This window comes from Rathayibacter sp. PhB179, assembly GCF_004345345.1.
GTDB classification, from domain to species: domain Bacteria; phylum Actinomycetota; class Actinomycetes; order Actinomycetales; family Microbacteriaceae; genus Rathayibacter; species Rathayibacter festucae.
On the sequence record NZ_SLVD01000005.1, the window covers coordinates 96,193 to 113,507 of the forward strand.

A 17,315-nucleotide genomic window follows, 5' to 3' on the forward strand; every position below is an offset into this window, starting at 1 on the left:
GCCCGTGCTCGGACTCATCATCAGCCTCATCGTCGTCGGCCTCATCGCCGGCGCTCTCGCCCGCCTCATCGTCCCGGGACGCCAGAACATCAGCATCCTGATGACCATCGTGCTGGGGATCGTCGGATCCTTCGTCGGCGGCTTCCTCGGCTTCCTGATCTTCCAGCACGACCCGATGGAGGGCTTCCTCCAGCCGGCCGGGATCATCGGCTCCATCATCGGCGCCGTCATCGTGCTGTTCCTCTACACCCGATTCGGCGGACGCGCCCGCAGCCGCGCCTGATCGGATGCGGAACGACACGACGCCGGCCCGGAAACACTCCCGGGCCGGCGTCGTCGTGCGCGCGGAGCGCGAGCGGTGCCGCTACTCGAGCAGCTTGCCCGCGGTGGCGACCTCGCGGATCAGCGCCTGGATCTCCTCCGGGACCGCGGGGATGTCCTCGCGGGTGATGCCGGTGGACGGCGACCAGACCAGGTTCACCTGCAGCGCCGGGTCGATGTCCGGGTAGTCGCTGCGGTTGTGGCAGCCGCGGCTCTCGCGGCGCTCCAGCGCGGCCTCGAGGGTGGCCCGCGCCGCCATCGCCGCCGACTTCAGGTCGAAGGCGTGCGCCAGGTCCTGGAAGCCCGCGATGTCCGGGTGGATGCCGATGTCGGCGATGCGCGCCTCGATCGCGTCCAGCTCGGCGAGACCGGCCAGCAGGCCCGCCTCGTCGCGGACGACGCCGGCGTGCTCGGTCATGGTGTTGCGGATCGCGCGCTGCAGGGCCCGCACGTTCTCCTCGCCGTCGGCGGCGAGCAGGTCCGCGATCTCGTCGCGGGCGACCTGCACCGACGCGGCGGAGCGGGTCTGCGCGGTCAGCGACGCGGAGTACTCCGCCGCCGCCTGGCCGACGATCCGGCCGAAGACGAGCAGCTCGATCAGCGAGTTGCCGCCGAGGCGGTTCGCGCCGTGCAGTCCGCTGGACGCCTCGCCGATGGCGTAGAGGCCGGGGACGTCGGTGCTGTGGTCGTCCGAGCGGACCCAGACGCCGCCCATCGAGTAGTGCGCCGTCGGGGCGATCTCGATCGGGTCCTTCGTGATGTCGAGCATCTGCAGCTCGAGCATCGTCTGGTAGACGCGGGGGAGGCGGGTCATGATCGTCTCGCGCGGGAGATGCGAGACGTCGAGCCAGACGCCGCCGTTCGGCGTGCCGCGGCCCTCCTTGATCTCGGTGTAGCAGGCGAGCGCGACGCGGTCGCGGGTGGAGAGCTCCATCCGCTCGGGGTCGTACTTGCCCATGAAGCGCTCGCCGAGGCCGTTGCGGAGGATGCCGCCCTCGCCGCGGGCCGCCTCGGAGATCAGCGTGCCGGCCGCGTTCTCGGGCTCGATGATGCCCGACGGGTGGAACTGCACCAGCTCGGGGTCGCGCAGGCGACCGCCGGCCTCGACGGCCAGGCGGAACGAGTCGCCGGTGTTCTCGTCGCGGCGCGAGGAGGTGCGGCGCCAGATGCGGTTGTGGCCGCCGGCGGCGAGGATCACCGCATCGGCGTGGATGAGGTAGCGGGTGCCGTCGACGAGGTCGAAGCCGTAGGCGCCGAAGACGGCGCCGTCCTCGTTGACCAGGATCCGCGTCACGTAGACGGTGTCGAGGATCGGGATGTCGAGCTGCGCGGCCCGGTTGACCAGGGTGCGCTGGATCTCGAGGCCGGTGTAGTCGCCGGCGAACGCGGTGCGGCGGTAGGTGTGCGCGCCGAAGAAGCGCTGCGAGATGCGGCCGTCGTCCTCGCGGGCGAACGGCATGCCGTAGCGCTCGAGGTCCTGGATGCCGCGGGCGGCGTTCGAGGTGACGATCTCGACGGTGTGCGGATTGGCGAGCTGGTAGGACTCGGTGATGGTGTCGGCCGCGTGCTGCTGCCAGCTGTCGTCGGGGTCCATCGTGGCGAGGGCGGCGTTGATGCCGCCGGCGGCGAGCGAGGTGTGGGCGTCCGACTTCGAGCGCTTGCCCAGCGCGAGGACGTCGACGCCGGCCTCGGCCAGCTCGATCGCGGCGCGGAGTCCCGAGCCGCCGGTGCCGATGACGAGGACGGAGGTGGAGATCCGGCGCTCCGCCGTGGCAGTGGGTGCTGAAGTGGTCATGACTCCACGCTAGGCAGGGCGCTTCGATTACTCCAATGCATAATGCTGGGGCCGGGCATGCGCTTACGCTATGGGTGTGAACTTCGAGCAGCTGTCCGGATTCGTCGAGGTCGCGCGCCTCGGGAGCTTCACCCGCGCGGCCGAGGAGCTGCACCTCGCGCAGCCCTCGCTGAGCCGGCAGATCTCCTCGCTCGAGCAGGACCTCGGCTCCGAGCTGTTCCAGCGGGCGCGCTCCGGCAGCACGCTCACCCCGGCCGGCGAGCTGCTGCTGCCGCTCGCGCGGCGCATGCTCGCGGACGCCGAATCGGTGCGCCGCGAACTGGCCGAGCTCGCCGGGCTCGAGCGCGGGCGGGTCCGCTTCGGCGCGACGCCCACGCTCTGCATCAGCCTCGTGGCGGAGGTGCTGCACGCCTTCCACGCGGCGCACCCGGCGATCGAGCTGCACCTGGCCGAGGACGGCTCGCGCAGCCTGCTCGACCGGCTCGCACGCGGCGAGCTCGACCTCGCGCTGGTGACGACCTCGACGGCGGCGGCCGTCGGTGCGTTCACGGTGACGCCGCTGCTCGTCGAGGAGCTGGTGGTGGTCTCCTCCGCGGCCGAGCCCCCGCTCGCCGACGGCGACGCCCTCGGACTGGCGGCCGTGGCGGGGCTCCCGCAGATCGTCTTCAACTCCAGCTACGACCTGCGCCGGACGACCGATGCGGCCTTCGCGGCAGCGGGCCTGCTGCCCGACGTGGTGCTCGAGGGCGCCGAGATGGACGCGGTGCTGCGCTTCGCCGAGCGCGGTCTCGGCGTCGCGATCGTGCCGGCGATGGTGCTGCAGGGCCGCCCGGGGCTGCGCTCGATCCGGCTCGAGGAGCCGACGCTCAGCCGGACGATCAGCCTCGCGCGCCCGGCGGACCTCGCGCCGACGGCGGCGGTGCGCGTCATGCAGCGCACGATCGCGGCGACGGCGCGCGCGTTCGCCGCCCGGGCGGGCGGCACGATGCGGCTGGCCGAGGGTCAGTCCGAGAGGACTCCGGTCCGCGCGTAGGCGCGGCTGCGGATCGAGAGGACTGTCGCGCCCAGCACCGCGGCGATCACCGAGCCGGCCAGCACGCCGACCTTCACGTGCTCGTCGGCCTCGCTCCCGACGCCGAAGGACAGCTCGCCGACGAGCAGCGAGACGGTGAAGCCGATGCCGGCGAGCATCGACATGCCGACCAGGTCCGGCCAGCGCAGCGCCGGGTCCAGGCGGAGGCCGGGCAGGCGGGTGATCAGGAAGGTGGTCGCGAGGATCCCGAGCGGCTTGCCGAGCACCAGGCCGACGATGATGCCGAGGGCGATGCTGTCCTGGAACGACTCGACGAGGCCGGTGAGGCCGCCGATCGTGACTCCGGCCGAGAAGAAGGCGAAGACCGGGACGGCGACGCCGGCCGAGACGCCGCTCCAGCGGTCGGCGAAGTGAGCGGCGAGTCCGTCGTACTCGGGCTCGCCGTCGCTGCCGGTTCCGGTGCGGACGCGGGCGCGGGCGGTCGCGACGACCGGGACCGCGAAGCCGAGCAGCACGCCGGCGACGGTCGCGTGGATGCCGGAGGCGTGCACGAGCGCCCAGGTGGCGACGCCGAGCGGGATCAGGATCCACCAGGTGCGGACGCCGCGCTGGACGAGGACGGCGAAGATCCCGAGCGGGACGAGCGCGACCAGCAGCGGCAGGAAGGCGATGGCCGAGGTGTAGAAGACGGCGATGATCGTGATGGCGAGCAGGTCGTCGACGACGGCGAGGGTGAGCAGGAAGGTGCGCAGGGCGACCGGGAGGCTCTTGCCGACGACCGCGATCACGGCGACGGCGAAGGCGATGTCCGTGGCGACCGGGATCGCCCAGCCCTGCAGCGCGTCGGGGCTGGCGGTCGCGTTGATCGCGACGTAGATCAGGGCGGGGACGGCGACGCCGCCGAACGCGGCGGCGACCGGGAGGGCGGCGGTGCGCGGGTCGCGGAGCTTGCCGACGACGAACTCCTCCTTGAGCTCGAGGCCCACGACGAAGAAGAAGATCGCCAGGAGTCCGTCGGCCGCCCAGGCGCCGACGCTCAGGTTCAGATGGAGCGCCTCGGGGCCGAACTCGTAGTCGCGGACGGTCTCGTAGAAGCCGGCCGCGGGCGAGTTGGCGAGGACCAGGGCGAGGACGGTCGCGCCGAGCAGCAGGGCGCCGCCGACGGCGTCGGAGCGCAGCGTCTGGCGCAGTCCCCTCCAGATCGCGTGCGGCGCCTGGTGGGTGGGCTCGGAGGCAGGAGTGTGGGGCACGGAGGGGCTTCCTTCGGGAGGTCGTCGGATCACGTGAGAACGCGGCAGAGGGCCGCGTCCGCCGACCAGACTTCCCGGCACACCGCCGACCATCGTACCGGTGCGGTTCCTCCCTGCACTCGGACCCTCCCTACACTCGGACGATGCGACACGGCATCGTCATCCTCCCGCAGGAGCCCTGGTCCACCGCCCGCCGCAAGTGGCAGTCCGCGGAGGGGCTCGGCTTCGACCACGCCTGGACCTACGACCACCTCTCCTGGCGCTCGCTCGCCGACCAGGTCTGGCACGCGACGATCCCGACGCTGACGGCCGCCGCGGTGGTCACCGAGACACTGCGGCTGGGCACCTTCGTCGCCTCGCCGAACTTCCGGCATCCGGTGCCGTTCGCGAAGGAGATCGCGACGGTCGACGAGATCTCGGGCGGCCGCTTCGTCCTCGGGATCGGCTCGGGCGGGACGGGATTCGATGCGACGGTGCTGGGCCAGAAGCTTCACTCGCCGCGGGAGCGGCACGAGCGCTACGTGGAGTTCGTCGCGGCGCTCGACGTGCTGCTGCGGCACGAGACTCCCGGCTCGGGCGGCATCGACCTCGACGGCGCCTGGTTCACGGCGCGCGGCGCCCGGATGGTGGGGGAGCCGGTGCAGTCGCCGCGCGTGCCGTTCGTGCTCGCGGCGAACGGGCCGAAGGGCCTCGCTCTCGTGGCCGAGCGGGCGCAGGGCTGGGTGACGACGGGTCCGGAGGGGCGCAGCACGGAGGAGTGGTGGGCGGCGGTCGCCGAGCTCTCGCAGCGCCTCGACGACGCGCTCGAGGCCGCCGGGCGCGACCCGCGCTCGATCGAGCGGCACCTCTCGCTCGACTCCGGGCCGGACTACTCGCTCGAGAGCGTCGACCGCTTCGCCGACTCGGCCGGCCGCGCCGAGGCGCTGGGCTTCACCGACGTGATCGCGCACTGGCCGCGGACGGAGGGCCTGTACGCGGGCGACGAGGACGTGCTCTACGAGGTCGCGGCGCGGTTCTAGCGCTCCCGGCGCTCGAAGACGAGGTGCACGACCCCGGACGGTGACGGCGTCGCCTCGATGCGGAAGCGCTGCTCCAGGCCCTCGAGCCCGTCCCACAGCCGCTCGCCGCGGCCGAGAACGATCGGGACGAGCACGACGTGCATCCGGTCGATGAGATCGGCGGCGAGGAACTGCCGCACCGTCGCGGCACCGCCGCCGATGCGCACGTCGCCGCCGACGGCCAGCTCGCGGGCCCGCTCGAGGGCGGTCGCCGGGTCGGCGTCGACGAAGTGGAAGCTGGTGCCGCCGGCCATCGTGACGGTCGGACGCGGGTGGTGCGTGAGGACCACGACCGGCGTGTGGAAGACCGGGTCCTCGCCCCACCAGCCGGTCCACTCCTCGTCCTCCCAGGGACCGCGCTGGGGCCCGAACTTGTTGCGGCCCATGATCTCGGCGCCGATGCCGTCCGCCCAGGCGCCGGCGAACGCCTCGTCGACGCCCTGCGAGCCCTCGCCCGGACCGGGCATGCCCATCCTGCGGAAGGTGCGGGTCCCCATCGCCCACTCGACCAGCCGGGAGCCGGCGTGGCCGAACGGGGTGTCGAGCGACTGGCCCTCCCCGGCGGCGTAGCCGTCGAGCGAGACGGAGAAGTTGTGGACGCGGACCTTCGACACGGGGTCTCCTTCGGGTGGGCGGCGGTTCAGCCGAGCGTAGGCGCGGGCGGGCGTCGCAGTCCACGGGCCGCGAGCGCGACGCAGGCGAGGATCGCGAGCGCGGTCGCCGCGAGCAGCAGCGGCATCGGCAGGGCGACGGCCAACGCCGCGAGGATCGCCGGCACCAGGAAGCCGGCGTAGGTGACGGAGTAGTAGACGGCAGTGACGCTCGCCAGGTCGCGCGTCTCGACGAGGGCCTGCGAGGCGGTCAGTCCGGAGACCATCGCGAGGCCGTAGCCGCAGCCGAAGACCGGCGCGGCGACGAGGACCGGCCAGAGCTGCTGGCCGACGGCGGCGGGGATCAGCAGCAGAGCGCCGAGGGCGGTGAGCGCGCCGCCGACGAGGGCGCCGCGGCCGCGCAGCATGATCAGCAGCGGGCCGGAGAAGAGCTGGGTGACCCAGCCGCAGCCGAGGGTGATCACGGTGACGAGGGTCGCGAAGCCGACGGTGACGCCGGGCAGGCGGTCGGCGACCAGGCTCGGTCCGACCGCGAAGGACAGGGCGGGTGCCGCGAACACCCAGGGGGCGAGCGGCAGGACGACGGCGGCGAAGCGGGCGCGGGCGGGGCGCGGGATGCTCAGCTCGCCGGTCAGGCGGCCGGCGGACGGGTCGTAGGCCCGGGTCTCGGGTGCGCGGAGGAGCACGAGGACGGCCGCGACGCAGGCGGCGGACTGGACGATGTAGGGGAGCACGGTCGGCCAGGGGCCGAACTGCGCGAGCGCGCCGCCGACTCCCGCGCCGCCGCCGAAGCCGATGGTGAGCATCGCGGAGGCGCGGCGGGCGCCGGCCGAGGACGCCCCGGTCGCGATCGAGAGCTCCTTGATCCAGGCCGTGCCGACGACCATCCCCGCCGCGACGCTCAGCCCGCTGATGAAGCGGCCGACGCCGAGCCCGAGCACCGAGGCGGGGGAGCAGGCGAGCACGACACTGCCGAGGATCCCCAGGACGAGACCGGCGAGCAGCACCGGGCGGCGGCCGAAGCGGTCGGACCAGCCGCCGGCCAGCGCGAAGCCGGGGACGATGCCGAGGACGTACGCGGCGAGCAGGATGGTGACCTGCGTCTGCGTGTAGCCCTCGAGCTGGCGGTAGAGCTGCATCAGCGGCAGGAACTGGTTGCCGCCCCAGCCCAGGACGACGAGCGACGGCGCGACGAGCAGCCAGGAGCGCGCGGAGGGAGCGGACGGTCCGGCGGGGGAGGGGAGCGGCACGGTCCATAGTGGCGCACCCGAGCGGCTCGCGGTCAGAGCCGCACGACGAGCTTGCGCGCGGACACGCCCCCGTGCAGCCGGTCGAGCGCGCCCTGCACGGCGCCGAGACCGGTGCCGACGACCTCGGGCTCGGGCGCGCAGCGGTGGCGGCCGTCGGCGAGCGCGCTCGGCAGGTGGTCGCGCCAGAGCATCGGCCCGACCTCGTTGCTCATCAGCGTGGCGCCCCAGACGTAGCGGGCGCGGATGCCGCGACGGCGGGCGGCGAGCTGGAGGCGGAGGTTCGCGCCGACCAGCCGCGACATCGTCCGCACGAACGGGAGCGAGAGCCCCGCTCTGCGCGGCAGCGAGCCGAAGGAGACCGAGGGGCTGGCGAGGGCGACCCGGCGGGCTCCGGTGGTGGCCGCGACGGTTACGCAGGGCTCGGCGGAGCCGGTGCCAACCGCGAGGATCCCGGCCACCTCCGCGCCGCCGATCGCGGCGACGACGTCGGCGACCGCGCTCGGGCCGCGGTAGTCGACGACGACGTCGGCGCCGAGCTCGCGGAGGCGGGCGTGGTTGCCGGGCGAGGCGGTGGCGACGACGCGGTGGCCGGAGGCGACGGCGAGCTGGATCGCATTGCTGCCGACGCTGGTGGCGCCGCCCCAGACGAGGACGGTCCGGCCCGTGGCGACGGGCTCGGCCGAGGGGTGGGGCAGCGCCAGGTGGTCCTTCTGGAAGAGCGCGGTCGCGGCGGTGGAGACGGCGAGCGGCAGGACCACGGCCTGCTCGTCCGCCAGCTGCGGCGGGATCGGCGCAGCGAGGTCCGCGCGGACGACCGTGTACTCCTGGAAGCCGCCCTCGGCGTCGTGCCGGCGGCCGCGCTCCATGCCGACCGCGTAGGCGACGACGCGGTCGCCGACGGCGAAGCGGTCGACGCCGGGCCCGACGGCCGCGACCTCGCCGGCGACGTCCTCGCCGAGGATCGAGGGGTAGGGGAGCCAGCGGTACATCAGGTCGCCGGTCCACTGCTTGAGCTCGTCGAGCGGGTTCACGGCGACGGCGCGGTTGCGCACCAGCAGCTCGCCGGGCCCGGGCTCGTGCAGCGCGGCGGGACCGACGACCAGGTCGGCGCGGGGCGAGGGGAGGCGCGCGGCGGTGTTCGTGAGTGCGGCGGTGTTCGAGGGCAAGGGGTCTCCAGTGCTCGACGGCATGACGTGTCATCACTGTAGCCCTGATGACACGACGTGTCATCGGCTAGCCTGGCTGCATGTCACGCTGGGCACCCGACGCCGCACTGCGCCTCGAGCGCGCCGCGATGGAGCTGTTCACCGAGCACGGCTACTCCGCGACGACGGTGCCGTCGATCGCCGAGCGGGCCGGGCTCACGACCCGCACCTTCTTCCGGCACTTCGCCGACAAGCGCGACGTGCTGTTCCTCCGCGAGCGGGAGTTCCCGGAGGTTGTCGCCCGACTGCTCGCCGCGGCACCCGCGGGCCTGGACCCGCTCGGGCTGCTGATGCACGGGCTGGAGACGGTCGCGGCGGGGGACCTCGAGGGCTGGCGCGGCGACATCGCGGCACGGCGGGCGGTCGTGCTGTCCGAGCCGGCGCTGCGCGAGCGCGAGCTGCTGAAGTCGGCGGTGCTCACCGACGCGATGCGCGACGCGCTGCTGGACGCGGGGGTGCCGGCCAGCGAGGCGGGGCTCGCCGCGCGCACGGCGTCCGCGCTGTTCGACGCCGCGCTCGACGAGTGGCTCCGCGGCTCGGACGGGGTCGCGCTGGTCGTGGTGCTCCGCGAGCAGCGGGCGCGCCTCCGGAGACTGGTGAGCGCGGCGGAGCAGGCGGGCTCGCCCGAGTAGGCGAGCCCGCGCGCGCCCTACGCCTTCGAGGTGGCCGTCGCGTTGCCGACGACGCCCTGCGGGTTCGAGGTGGTGTCGGTCAGCACGAAGCGGATCTCCTGCGGGAAGGCGGTCGGCTTCACCCGCACCCAGGTCGTCTCCGCCGCGCGGGTCAGGGTCCAGGAGTAGGTGTAGAGGCCGTCGGTCAGCACGCCCTGCACGCCCGGGGCGAGGCTGGTGGTGTCGTAGGTGATCGTCGACACCGGCTTCGCAGAGCTGATGACGTACGTCCAGCCGGTCTTGTACGAGGCGTAGTCGCCGTCGTCCGGGACCGCGGTGAAGTCGGTGCGCGCGTAGCCGGTGTTGTTGGTCGCCTTGAGGCTGGGGTCGCCGACCGACTGGCGCGTCGCCGAGAAGGTCGGGTTCGGGTAGGTGTCCGGCTGGCCGGGGACGACCGGGACGGTGGAGGCGCTCGCGAGCGGCGCCGCGGCGGCGACGGCGATCACGGGCAGCGACCAGGCCGCGGCGACGGCGACGGCGCGACGGGAGGGGGAGAGGGGGGAGGTGGGAGACACGGGGTCCTTTCGAGGGGGAGTTTTCCGTGCAGAAATTAGCGACAGCCGCCCCGTCCTTCCGCGCCAGCGCCCGCCCGGCCACGGCCCCTCTCAGGGGGAGGAGGCACGCCGTTCCTGGGCTCCGGCTGACACGACCACGTAGAACCACCTAGTCCGGAAGAGGTCCTCGTTAGCCTGGTCCGCATGGCCAGAACCGTCTCCACCACCACCGCCGTCGACCGCGACGGCATGCTCGACTTCGTGCGACCGCGGCACCGGATGCTCGTCGCCACCACCCGCGCGGACGGCCGGCCGCAGATGTCGCCGGTGTCCGGCGGTGTCGACGCCGAGGGCCGCCTGGTGATCTCGACCTACCCCGGCCGGGCGAAGACGCGCAACGCCGAGCGCCGTTCCGCGGCCTCGGTCCTCGTGCTGTCCGACGACTGGAACGACGCGTGGATCCAGGTCGACGGCGACGCCGAGGTGCTGCACATGCCCGAGGCGGAGGACGCGCTCGTCGACTACTACCGCAGCATCTCGGGGGAGCACCCGGACTGGGACGAGTACCGCGCGGCGATGCGGCTGCAGGACAAGTCGCTGCTGCGCATCACGCCGACGCACTGGAGCCCGATCGCGACCGGCGGCTTCCCGGCCGACGTCGCGGCGCGGCTCGACGCACGGGCGTGATCCGCCCTCGCCTCGCCCGGGCCGGCCGGGCCTGGCGCGACGCGGTGGCCGGCCCTCGGCTGCTGCTCGCGCTGAAGACGGCCGTGGCGGTGGGCATCGCCTGGGCCGTCGCCCCGTACGTGCCCGGCGTCGCCGAGCAGTACCCGTACTACGCGCCGCTCGGCGCGCTGGTCAGCATGTACCCGACGCTGATGGGCTCGGCGAAGACCGGGCTGCAGACGCTCCTCGGGCTCGCGGCCGGCATCGGGCTGGCGGTGCTGGTCGTGGTGACGGTCGGCCCGACCTGGTGGACGATCCCGCTGATCGTGGGCATCGGCGTGGTGCTCTCGGGCACCGGCTGGTTCGGCGCGGGCCGCGAGTACGTGCCGATGGCGGCGCTCTTCGTCCTGATCATCGGCGGCGCGAAGGCGGAGGACTACTCGCTCGGCTACCTCGTGCAGATGGCGGTCGGCGTGGTGGTCGGGCTGCTGGTCAACCTCCTCGTCGCTCCGGGGCTGACCTCCGAGGCCGCGACGGCCCGCGTGGACGAGTTCGAGCGCCAGCTCGGGCGACACCTGCACGACATGGCGGAGGCCCTCGAGGAGACCTGGCCGCCCGAGCACGAGGCCTGGTCGACCAACGGCGAGCAGCTGGCGGCGACCGCGACCGAGGTGCGGCGGGCGCTGGTCGACGGCGACGAGAGCCGCAAGGGCAATCCGCGCGCGCTGCTGCACCGGCACAGCTCGCAGACCGACCACCTCCGGCTGGCGACCCTGGACGGGACGCTCTTCCACGTCCGCGACATGACCGCCGCGCTGGCGGACACGATCTGGAACCGGCCGGGTGCGCTGCCGTTCGACGCCGAGCTGGCGGCGCCGCTGAGCGCGGCCTGCCACGCGGTCGGCGACGCGGTGGTGACGGGCGGCTCGCCCGAGGACCGCTCCCTGGAGCCGGCGCAGCGGGCGGTCGACGAGCTCGCGCGCGCCGTCGACGCGCGCGCCGCGACGACCGGGACGAGCATGGGGCCGGGCGTCCTGGTCGCGATCCATCTGCGCCGCATCCTCGTGGAGCTGCGCAGGGACGACCCCCTGCGAGCTCCAGGGGCGAGTGCGGAGGGATCGCGTGCGGAAGGATGAGGGGATGACTCCGGAGCTCCTCGACCGATTCGCGCACTGGTTCGACGAGGGGGCGCCGGTCGCGCCGTCGCTGAGCTGGGCGCTGTTCGACCGCGACGGGCTGATCACCCGGCACGGTCGCGGGGAGCACCGGCTCGACGGCGCCGCGCCGGACGCCGGCACCGTGCACCGCATCGCGTCGATGTCGAAGAGCTTCGAGGCGGCGGCGGTGCTGATCCTCCGCGACCGCGGGCTGCTCGACCTCGACGACCGGGTGAGCGCGCACGTGCCCGAGTTCGCGGATCCGGTCGACGCCGCGGGCCGGGAGCTGCCGGTGACGCTCCGGATGCTGCTCAGCAACTGCTCGGGGCTGCCCGAGGACAACGGCTGGGCCGACCACGTGATGGCGATGCCGCGGGCCGAGTTCCTCGCGCTGATCGCGCGCGGTCTGACCTTCACCGAGCGGCCGGGCGAGGTCTACCAGTACTCGAACATCGGCTTCTGGCTGCTCGGGGTGATCGTCGAGAACATCTCCGGCGAGGACTTCGTCGCCTTCGCGACCCGGACGATCCTCGAGCCGCTCGGCCTCTCGAGCACGCGCTACGACGTGAACGCCTACCCCGAGGGCACCGACCTCGCGCAGGGCTTCAGCAGCTTCGACGAGGGCGCGACCTGGACCCCCCGCCCGTACACCGGCACCGGCGTGGGCGCCTGCGCGGCGAGCATGTTCAGCACCGTCGGCGACATCGCGCGCTGGAGCGCCTGGCTGTCCTCGGCGTTCGAGGACGCCGACGACGCCGTGCTCAGCCGCGCCTCCCGCCGCGAGATGCAGCGCGGCTGGACCCCGGTCCCCGCGCTCAGCCCGCGGGCCGGGGAGAGCACGCTCGACGGCTCCGCCTACGGGCTCGGCCTCGTGATCGAGCAGGACGTCCGCTTCGGCGCGATCGCGCACCACTCCGGCGGGCTGCCCGGCTGGTCCTCGAACATGCGCTGGCACCTCGAGTCGGGCCTGGGCGTCGTGGTCTTCGCGACCACGAACGGCGCCAAGCTCGCCGCCGCGGCCACGGGCCTGCTGCGCGCGGCGCTCGAGGACGCGGATCCGCCGGCGCGCACCATCGCGGTGCACCCGTCGACACTGGCGGCCGCGGCCGCCGTCGAGGCGGCGATCGTCGGTCCCGGCGACCCCGCGCGGGCCGAGGAGCTCTCCGGCGGCGTGCTGTTCAGCCCGAACCTCCTGAGCGACGTGCCCGCCGAGGTGCGCGCCCGCCGCCTCGCCGCGGTGCTGGCGGAGGTCGGCGGCCTCGCGGAGGAGCCCACCGCGCGGCCCCTGCGCGAGCGGCTTCTCTGGAGCGCCTCCGCGGCGCAGGTCGCCTTCACGCTGCCCGGCCGGGACGGCGAGCTGGAGGTCCGGCTCGAGATGACGCCGACGCTCCCCGCGCTGCTGCAGCGCCTGGACGTCGTGAAGCGGGAGGCGATCGAGTCGCCGCCGGTGGTCCGCGCGTACCGCCCGACCCTGGACTAGGCGCACATCGGGACAGCGCACATCGGGACAGGGCAGGCTGGTCCGATGACTGCGCGCACTCCCGACGACCACCGCCTCGACCGGGTCCGCGTCCGCGGCGCCCGCGAGAACAATCTTCGCGACGTGGACGTGGACATCCCGCGCGACGCGCTGGTCGCCTTCACCGGCGTCTCGGGCTCGGGCAAGAGCTCCCTCGCGTTCGGCACGCTCTATGCGGAGGCGCAGCGCCGCTACTTCGAGTCGGTGGCGCCGTACGCGCGGCGGCTGATCGATCAGGTCGGGGTGCCGGACGTCGACGCGATCGACGGGCTCCCGCCGGCCGTCGCGCTGCCGCAGCGGCGCTCCGGCGGCTCGGCGCGCTCGACCCTGGGGAGCGCGACCACGCTCTCGTCCGTGGTGCGGATGGTCTTCTCCCGGGTCGGCACCTACCCCGAGGGCGCGCCGATGCTCCTCGCGGAGGACTTCTCCGCGAACACCGTCCAGGGCGCCTGCCCGGCCTGCCACGGGATCGGCCGCGTCTACGACGTGCCCGAGGAGCTGATGGTGCCGGACGACTCGCTCTCGATCCGCGACGGCGCGCTCGCGGCCTGGCCGACCGCCTGGCACGGCAAGCAGCTGCGCGACAGCCTGATCTCGCTCGGCTACGACATCGACGTGCCCTGGCGGACCCTTCCGGCGGAGGAGCGCGAGTGGATCCTGTACACCCAGGAGTCGCCGCAGGTCCCGGTCTGGACGGATCGCGGACCGGCGGAGGTGCGGGCGGCCGTGGCGGCGGGGGCCGAGCCGCGGTACATGAGCACGTTCCTCGGGGTGAAGCGCTACGTGATGGACACCTTCGCGGGCTCCAAGAGCGCCCGGATGCGCGAGCGCGCGGCCACGTTCCTGGTCAGCGTCGCCTGCCCGGACTGCCACGGAAAGCGGGTGAAGCCCGAGGCGCTGGCGGTGAGCTTCGAGGGGTTCGACATCACGGAGCTCTCGGCGCTGCCGCTCGAGGAGCTCGCGGCGCTCCTGGCCCGCGTGCTCGAGCGGGACTGGGTGCCGGTGGGCGGAGCGCCCCTCCCTCCCGAGACCCGGCTCGCCGCCCAGCGCCTCGTCTCGGACCTGCTCGGCCGGATGGCGCCGATCGTCGACCTCGGCCTGGGCTACCTGTCGCTGGACCGCTCGACGCCGACGCTGTCCTCGGGCGAGCTGCAGCGGATGCGCCTCGCCACCCAGGTGCTCTCGCGGCTGTTCGGCGTGGTGTTCGTGCTCGACGAGCCGTCGACGGGGCTGCACCCGGCCGACACGGAGGCGCTGCTCGGCATCCTGCGCTCGCTGAAGGACAGCGGCAACACGGTCTTCTTCGTCGAGCACTCGCTCGACGTGATCCGCGAGGCCGACTGGATCGTCGACATCGGCCCGGCGGCCGGCTCGGGCGGCGGCACCGTCGTCTACTCGGGCGAGCTCGACGGGCTGCGCGAAGTGGACCACTCGATCACCCGGCGCTACCTCTTCCCCGAGACCGCGGAGCCGACGCCGCCGCTGCCCGCCCGGCGGACGCCCGACGCGCAGGTGCGGCTGGTCGACGTGGCGCGCAACAACCTCCGCGGGCTCGACGTGTCGTTCCCGCTCGGCGCGCTGACCGCGGTGACGGGGGTGTCCGGGTCGGGGAAGTCCACGCTGGTCAATCAGGCGCTCCCCGATCTGCTCCGCGCGAGTCTGCAGGCGGATCTGGCGGGGGAGAGCCCGGAGCCGGACGAGTCCTCCTCCGACGACCCGCTGCTCGACGCCGACACCGCGGTCACCACCGGCAGCGCGACCGGTCCGGCGGAGCGGCTGCGCCGGGTCGTGCAGGTCGGCCAGACACCGATCGGGCGCACCTCGCGCTCCAACGTCGCGACCTACACCGGGCTCTTCGACCGCGTCCGCGCACTGTTCGCGGCGACTCCCGAGGCGAAGCGGCGCCACTACGGTGCCGGCCGCTTCTCCTTCAACATGCCCAGCGGCCGCTGCCCGGTCTGCAAGGGCGAGGGGACCATGGAGGTCGAGCTGCTCTTCCTGCCGACGGTGCAGGCGCCGTGCACGGAGTGCGGCGGGACGCGCTACAACGCCGAGACGCTCGAGGTGACCTGGGGCGGGCGCTCGATCGCCGAGGTGCTCGCGCTGAGCGTCACCGAGGCCCGCGAGGTCTTCGCAGAGGAGACGGAGATCGGCCGGCACCTCGACGCGCTGCTCGACGTGGGCCTCGGCTACGTCGCGCTCGGGCAGCCCGCGCCGGAGCTGTCCGGCGGCGAGGCGCAGCGGGTGAAGCTCGCGTCGGAGCTGCGGCGGGCCCAGCGCGGCGACACGCTCTACCTGCTCGACGAGCCGACGTCGGGACTGCACCCGGCCGACGCGGACCGGCTGCTCGGCCACCTGCAGCACCTCGTCGACGCGGGCAACACGGTGATCGTCGTCGAGCACGACATGCGGATCGTCGCCGACGCGGACTGGGTAATCGACCTCGGACCCGGCGCCGGGGACGCCGGCGGCGCGATCGTCGCGACCGGCACGCCGGAGCAGGTCGCGCGGGCGGAGGGCAGCCGGACGGCGCCGTACCTGCTGGCCGCGCTGGAGCGGCGCTCGTAGGGCATCGGCGTCGCGCGGAGGGGGAGTGCCCGGCGGGTGGCCGAGGGGCTAGCGTGTGCCGCATGCCCGCCTCCTCCCGCCGTGTCGTCCCGGCGCTCCTCGCCTCCGCCCTCGTCGCCGGGGCTCTCGCCCTCCCGGCGCCCGCCCTCGCCGACACCGCTGTGAAAGCGGGGACGAGCGGAGGCACCAGCTCCGGCGACCCGTACTTCCCCGGCCTCGGCAGCTCGGGCTTCGACGCGCTCAGCTACAGCCTGTTCCTCACCTACGACCCGGCGCCGCGGGCGCTCACCGGCCGGGCCGTCGTGACCCTTGCGCCGACGCAGGAGCTGAGCTCGTTCTCCTTCGACCTGCGCGGGCTGACGGTCTCGAAGGTGTCGGTGAACACCCGGGGCGCCGCCTTCACGCAGGTCGGCGACGAGCTGACGATCACGCCGTCCAGCTCGCTGAAGAAGGGCGTGCCGACCCTGGTCGACATCCGCTACGCCGGCACCACCGGCAACCCGGTCGACGGCACCGGCGCCCCGTACGGCTGGTGGTCGACCGACGACGGCGCCCTGGTCGCCAGCGAGCCCGACGGCGCCTCGACCTGGTATCCGGTGAACGACTCGCCTGCCGACAAGGCCCGCTACTCCTTCACCCTCACCGTGCCGGAGGGGCGCACCGCCGTCGCCAACGGGGTGCCGGTGGGCTCGCCGGTCACCCGCAACGGCTGGACCACGTCGAGCTGGGTCGAGACCAGTCCGATGGCGAGCTACCTCGCGATGGTGAACATCGGCGACTACGACCTCGTCCGCTCCCGGGCGGGCGGCGTCGTCAGCATCGACGCGGTCGATCGCGACATCACCGGCGAGGCGCGGGCGAGCACCGAGGCCGCCCTCGCGCGCCAGGGCGAGATCATCGACTACTTCACGGGCGTCTTCGGCGCCTACCCGTTCCGCTCCGGGGGAGCCGTCGTCGACGACGAGGAGATCGGCTACGCGCTCGAGACGCAGGGACGCTCGTTCTACTCGGGCAGCGCCGACACCTCGACCGTCGCGCACGAGATCTCGCACCAGTGGTTCGGCGACAGCGTCACCCCGCGGCTCTGGTCGGACATCTGGCTGAACGAGGGCTTCGCGACCTACGCCGAGTGGCTGTGGGCGGAGCACGACGGCGGCCCGACCGTCGCGGAGTCGGCCGCAGAGGTCGCGTCGATCCCCGCCGACGACCCGTTCTGGGCCACGCAGGTCGCGGATCCCGGCGCGCTCGGCCTCTTCGACAGCCCGATCTATGCACGCGGCGGACTCACCCTGGTCGAGCTGCGCTCCACCATCGGCGACGAGGCCTTCGGCACGCTGCTGCAGCGCTGGGCCGCCGAGAACCGCTACGGCAACGTCACCACGGCCGACCTGCAGGACCTCGCCGAGTCCGTGTCGGGCCAGGACCTGACCGCCTTCTTCGACACCTGGCTCCGGACCCCGTCGAAGCCCGCGGGCCTCTAGCCGCCGGGCGCTGCCTCGCGGAGCGGTGGATCTCGATACGCCCTCTGCGAGAGCTACTCGATCAGCATGAATCGGCACCGGCGTGCTGAGCAGGCGTGACGGACCCATGTTGGACGGACCCATGTTGGTCGAGTAGCGCGCAGCGCGTATCGAGACCCTCCCGCCCGGTGATGGTGGATCTCGATACACACCCTGCGAGGGCTACTCGATCAGCACGGGGCGGGGCGTGACGAGAC

The 17,315-nt window shown here is 73.6% G+C and carries 15 protein-coding genes; 9 read left to right on the plus strand and 6 right to left on the minus strand.

From position 1 onward, the window contains the following. The first annotated feature begins 4 nt into the window (after nt 1–4). Nucleotides 5–283 (plus strand): GlsB/YeaQ/YmgE family stress response membrane protein, encoded by a 279-nt coding sequence (locus tag EDF43_RS11840; RefSeq protein WP_123732321.1) that lies wholly within the window; start codon nt 5–7, stop codon nt 281–283. 81 nt (nt 284–364) lie between these two features. Here EDF43_RS11840 and EDF43_RS11845 read toward each other — a convergent pair whose 3' ends face one another. Further along, a complete protein-coding gene (locus EDF43_RS11845; RefSeq protein ID WP_132437076.1) occupies nt 365–2,116 on the minus strand; it encodes an FAD-dependent oxidoreductase in 1,752 nt (583 codons plus the stop codon). Nucleotides 2,117–2,186: 70 nt separating this feature from the next. Here EDF43_RS11845 and EDF43_RS11850 point away from each other — a divergent pair, with 70 nt between their 5' ends. Beyond that, on the plus strand, nt 2,187–3,149 hold the full coding sequence (locus EDF43_RS11850; RefSeq protein WP_132437077.1) for a LysR family transcriptional regulator: 963 nt from the start codon (nt 2,187–2,189) through the stop codon (nt 3,147–3,149). Here the strand turns inward: EDF43_RS11850 and nhaA are convergent. Next, nucleotides 3,119–4,339 carry a Na+/H+ antiporter NhaA gene (nhaA, locus tag EDF43_RS11855; RefSeq protein ID WP_243582049.1) on the minus strand — a complete coding sequence of 407 codons (1,221 nt, stop codon included), beginning with the start codon at nt 4,337–4,339 and terminating at the stop codon, nt 3,119–3,121. The two genes, EDF43_RS11850 and nhaA, sit on opposite strands and share 31 nt — an antisense overlap. A gap of 203 nt (nt 4,340–4,542) precedes the next feature. Between nhaA and EDF43_RS11860 the strand changes: the two genes are divergently transcribed. Continuing rightward, nucleotides 4,543–5,418 carry an LLM class flavin-dependent oxidoreductase gene (locus EDF43_RS11860; RefSeq protein WP_132437079.1) on the plus strand — a complete coding sequence of 292 codons (876 nt, stop codon included), beginning with the start codon at nt 4,543–4,545 and terminating at the stop codon, nt 5,416–5,418. Here EDF43_RS11860 and EDF43_RS11865 read toward each other — a convergent pair. From EDF43_RS11865 to EDF43_RS11875, 3 genes are read right to left on the minus strand one after another with little or no spacing between them, the layout of a single operon-like run. Then, nucleotides 5,415–6,071, minus strand: a complete 657-nt coding sequence (locus EDF43_RS11865; protein ID WP_132437080.1) for a dihydrofolate reductase family protein — start codon at nt 6,069–6,071, stop codon at nt 5,415–5,417. The two genes, EDF43_RS11860 and EDF43_RS11865, sit on opposite strands and share 4 nt — an antisense overlap. 26 nt (nt 6,072–6,097) lie before the next feature. Then, nucleotides 6,098–7,318, minus strand: a complete 1,221-nt coding sequence (locus EDF43_RS11870; protein ID WP_132437081.1) for an MFS transporter — start codon at nt 7,316–7,318, stop codon at nt 6,098–6,100. A 32-nt stretch (nt 7,319–7,350) separates the two neighbouring features. Further along, nucleotides 7,351–8,484: a zinc-binding alcohol dehydrogenase family protein gene (locus EDF43_RS11875; protein ID WP_243646293.1), complete on the minus strand. Its 1,134-nt coding sequence runs from the start codon at nt 8,482–8,484 to the stop codon at nt 7,351–7,353. Nucleotides 8,485–8,564: 80 nt separating this feature from the next. On the opposite strand from EDF43_RS11875, the gene EDF43_RS11880 reads away from it, so the two are divergent. Then, nucleotides 8,565–9,155, plus strand: a complete 591-nt coding sequence (locus EDF43_RS11880; protein ID WP_132437083.1) for a TetR/AcrR family transcriptional regulator — start codon at nt 8,565–8,567, stop codon at nt 9,153–9,155. 17 nt (nt 9,156–9,172) lie between these two features. Here the strand turns inward: EDF43_RS11880 and EDF43_RS11885 are convergent, their stop codons facing one another. After that, a complete protein-coding gene (locus EDF43_RS11885) occupies nt 9,173–9,709 on the minus strand; it encodes a hypothetical protein (protein ID WP_132437084.1) in 537 nt (178 codons plus the stop codon). A gap of 183 nt (nt 9,710–9,892) precedes the next feature. On the opposite strand from EDF43_RS11885, the gene EDF43_RS11890 reads away from it, so the two are divergent. From EDF43_RS11890 to EDF43_RS11910, 5 genes are all read left to right on the plus strand, one after another. Then, nucleotides 9,893–10,375, plus strand: coding sequence for a PPOX class F420-dependent oxidoreductase (locus EDF43_RS11890; protein WP_132437085.1), 483 nt, complete (start codon nt 9,893–9,895; stop codon nt 10,373–10,375). Then, entirely contained in the window at nt 10,372–11,490 is a 1,119-nt protein-coding gene (locus EDF43_RS11895; RefSeq protein ID WP_243646294.1) for an aromatic acid exporter family protein, read from the plus strand. The genes EDF43_RS11890 and EDF43_RS11895 overlap by 4 nt, the downstream gene beginning before the upstream one ends. A gap of 4 nt (nt 11,491–11,494) precedes the next feature. Continuing rightward, a complete protein-coding gene (locus tag EDF43_RS11900) occupies nt 11,495–12,991 on the plus strand; it encodes a serine hydrolase domain-containing protein (RefSeq protein ID WP_132437086.1) in 1,497 nt (498 codons plus the stop codon). Nucleotides 12,992–13,036: 45 nt separating this feature from the next. Further along, nucleotides 13,037–15,598, plus strand: coding sequence for an excinuclease ABC subunit UvrA (locus EDF43_RS11905; RefSeq protein ID WP_132437087.1), 2,562 nt, complete (start codon nt 13,037–13,039; stop codon nt 15,596–15,598). 62 nt (nt 15,599–15,660) lie between these two features. Continuing rightward, nucleotides 15,661–17,079 carry a M1 family metallopeptidase gene (locus tag EDF43_RS11910; RefSeq protein ID WP_132437088.1) on the plus strand — a complete coding sequence of 473 codons (1,419 nt, stop codon included), beginning with the start codon at nt 15,661–15,663 and terminating at the stop codon, nt 17,077–17,079. Nucleotides 17,080–17,315: the final 236 nt, after the last annotated feature.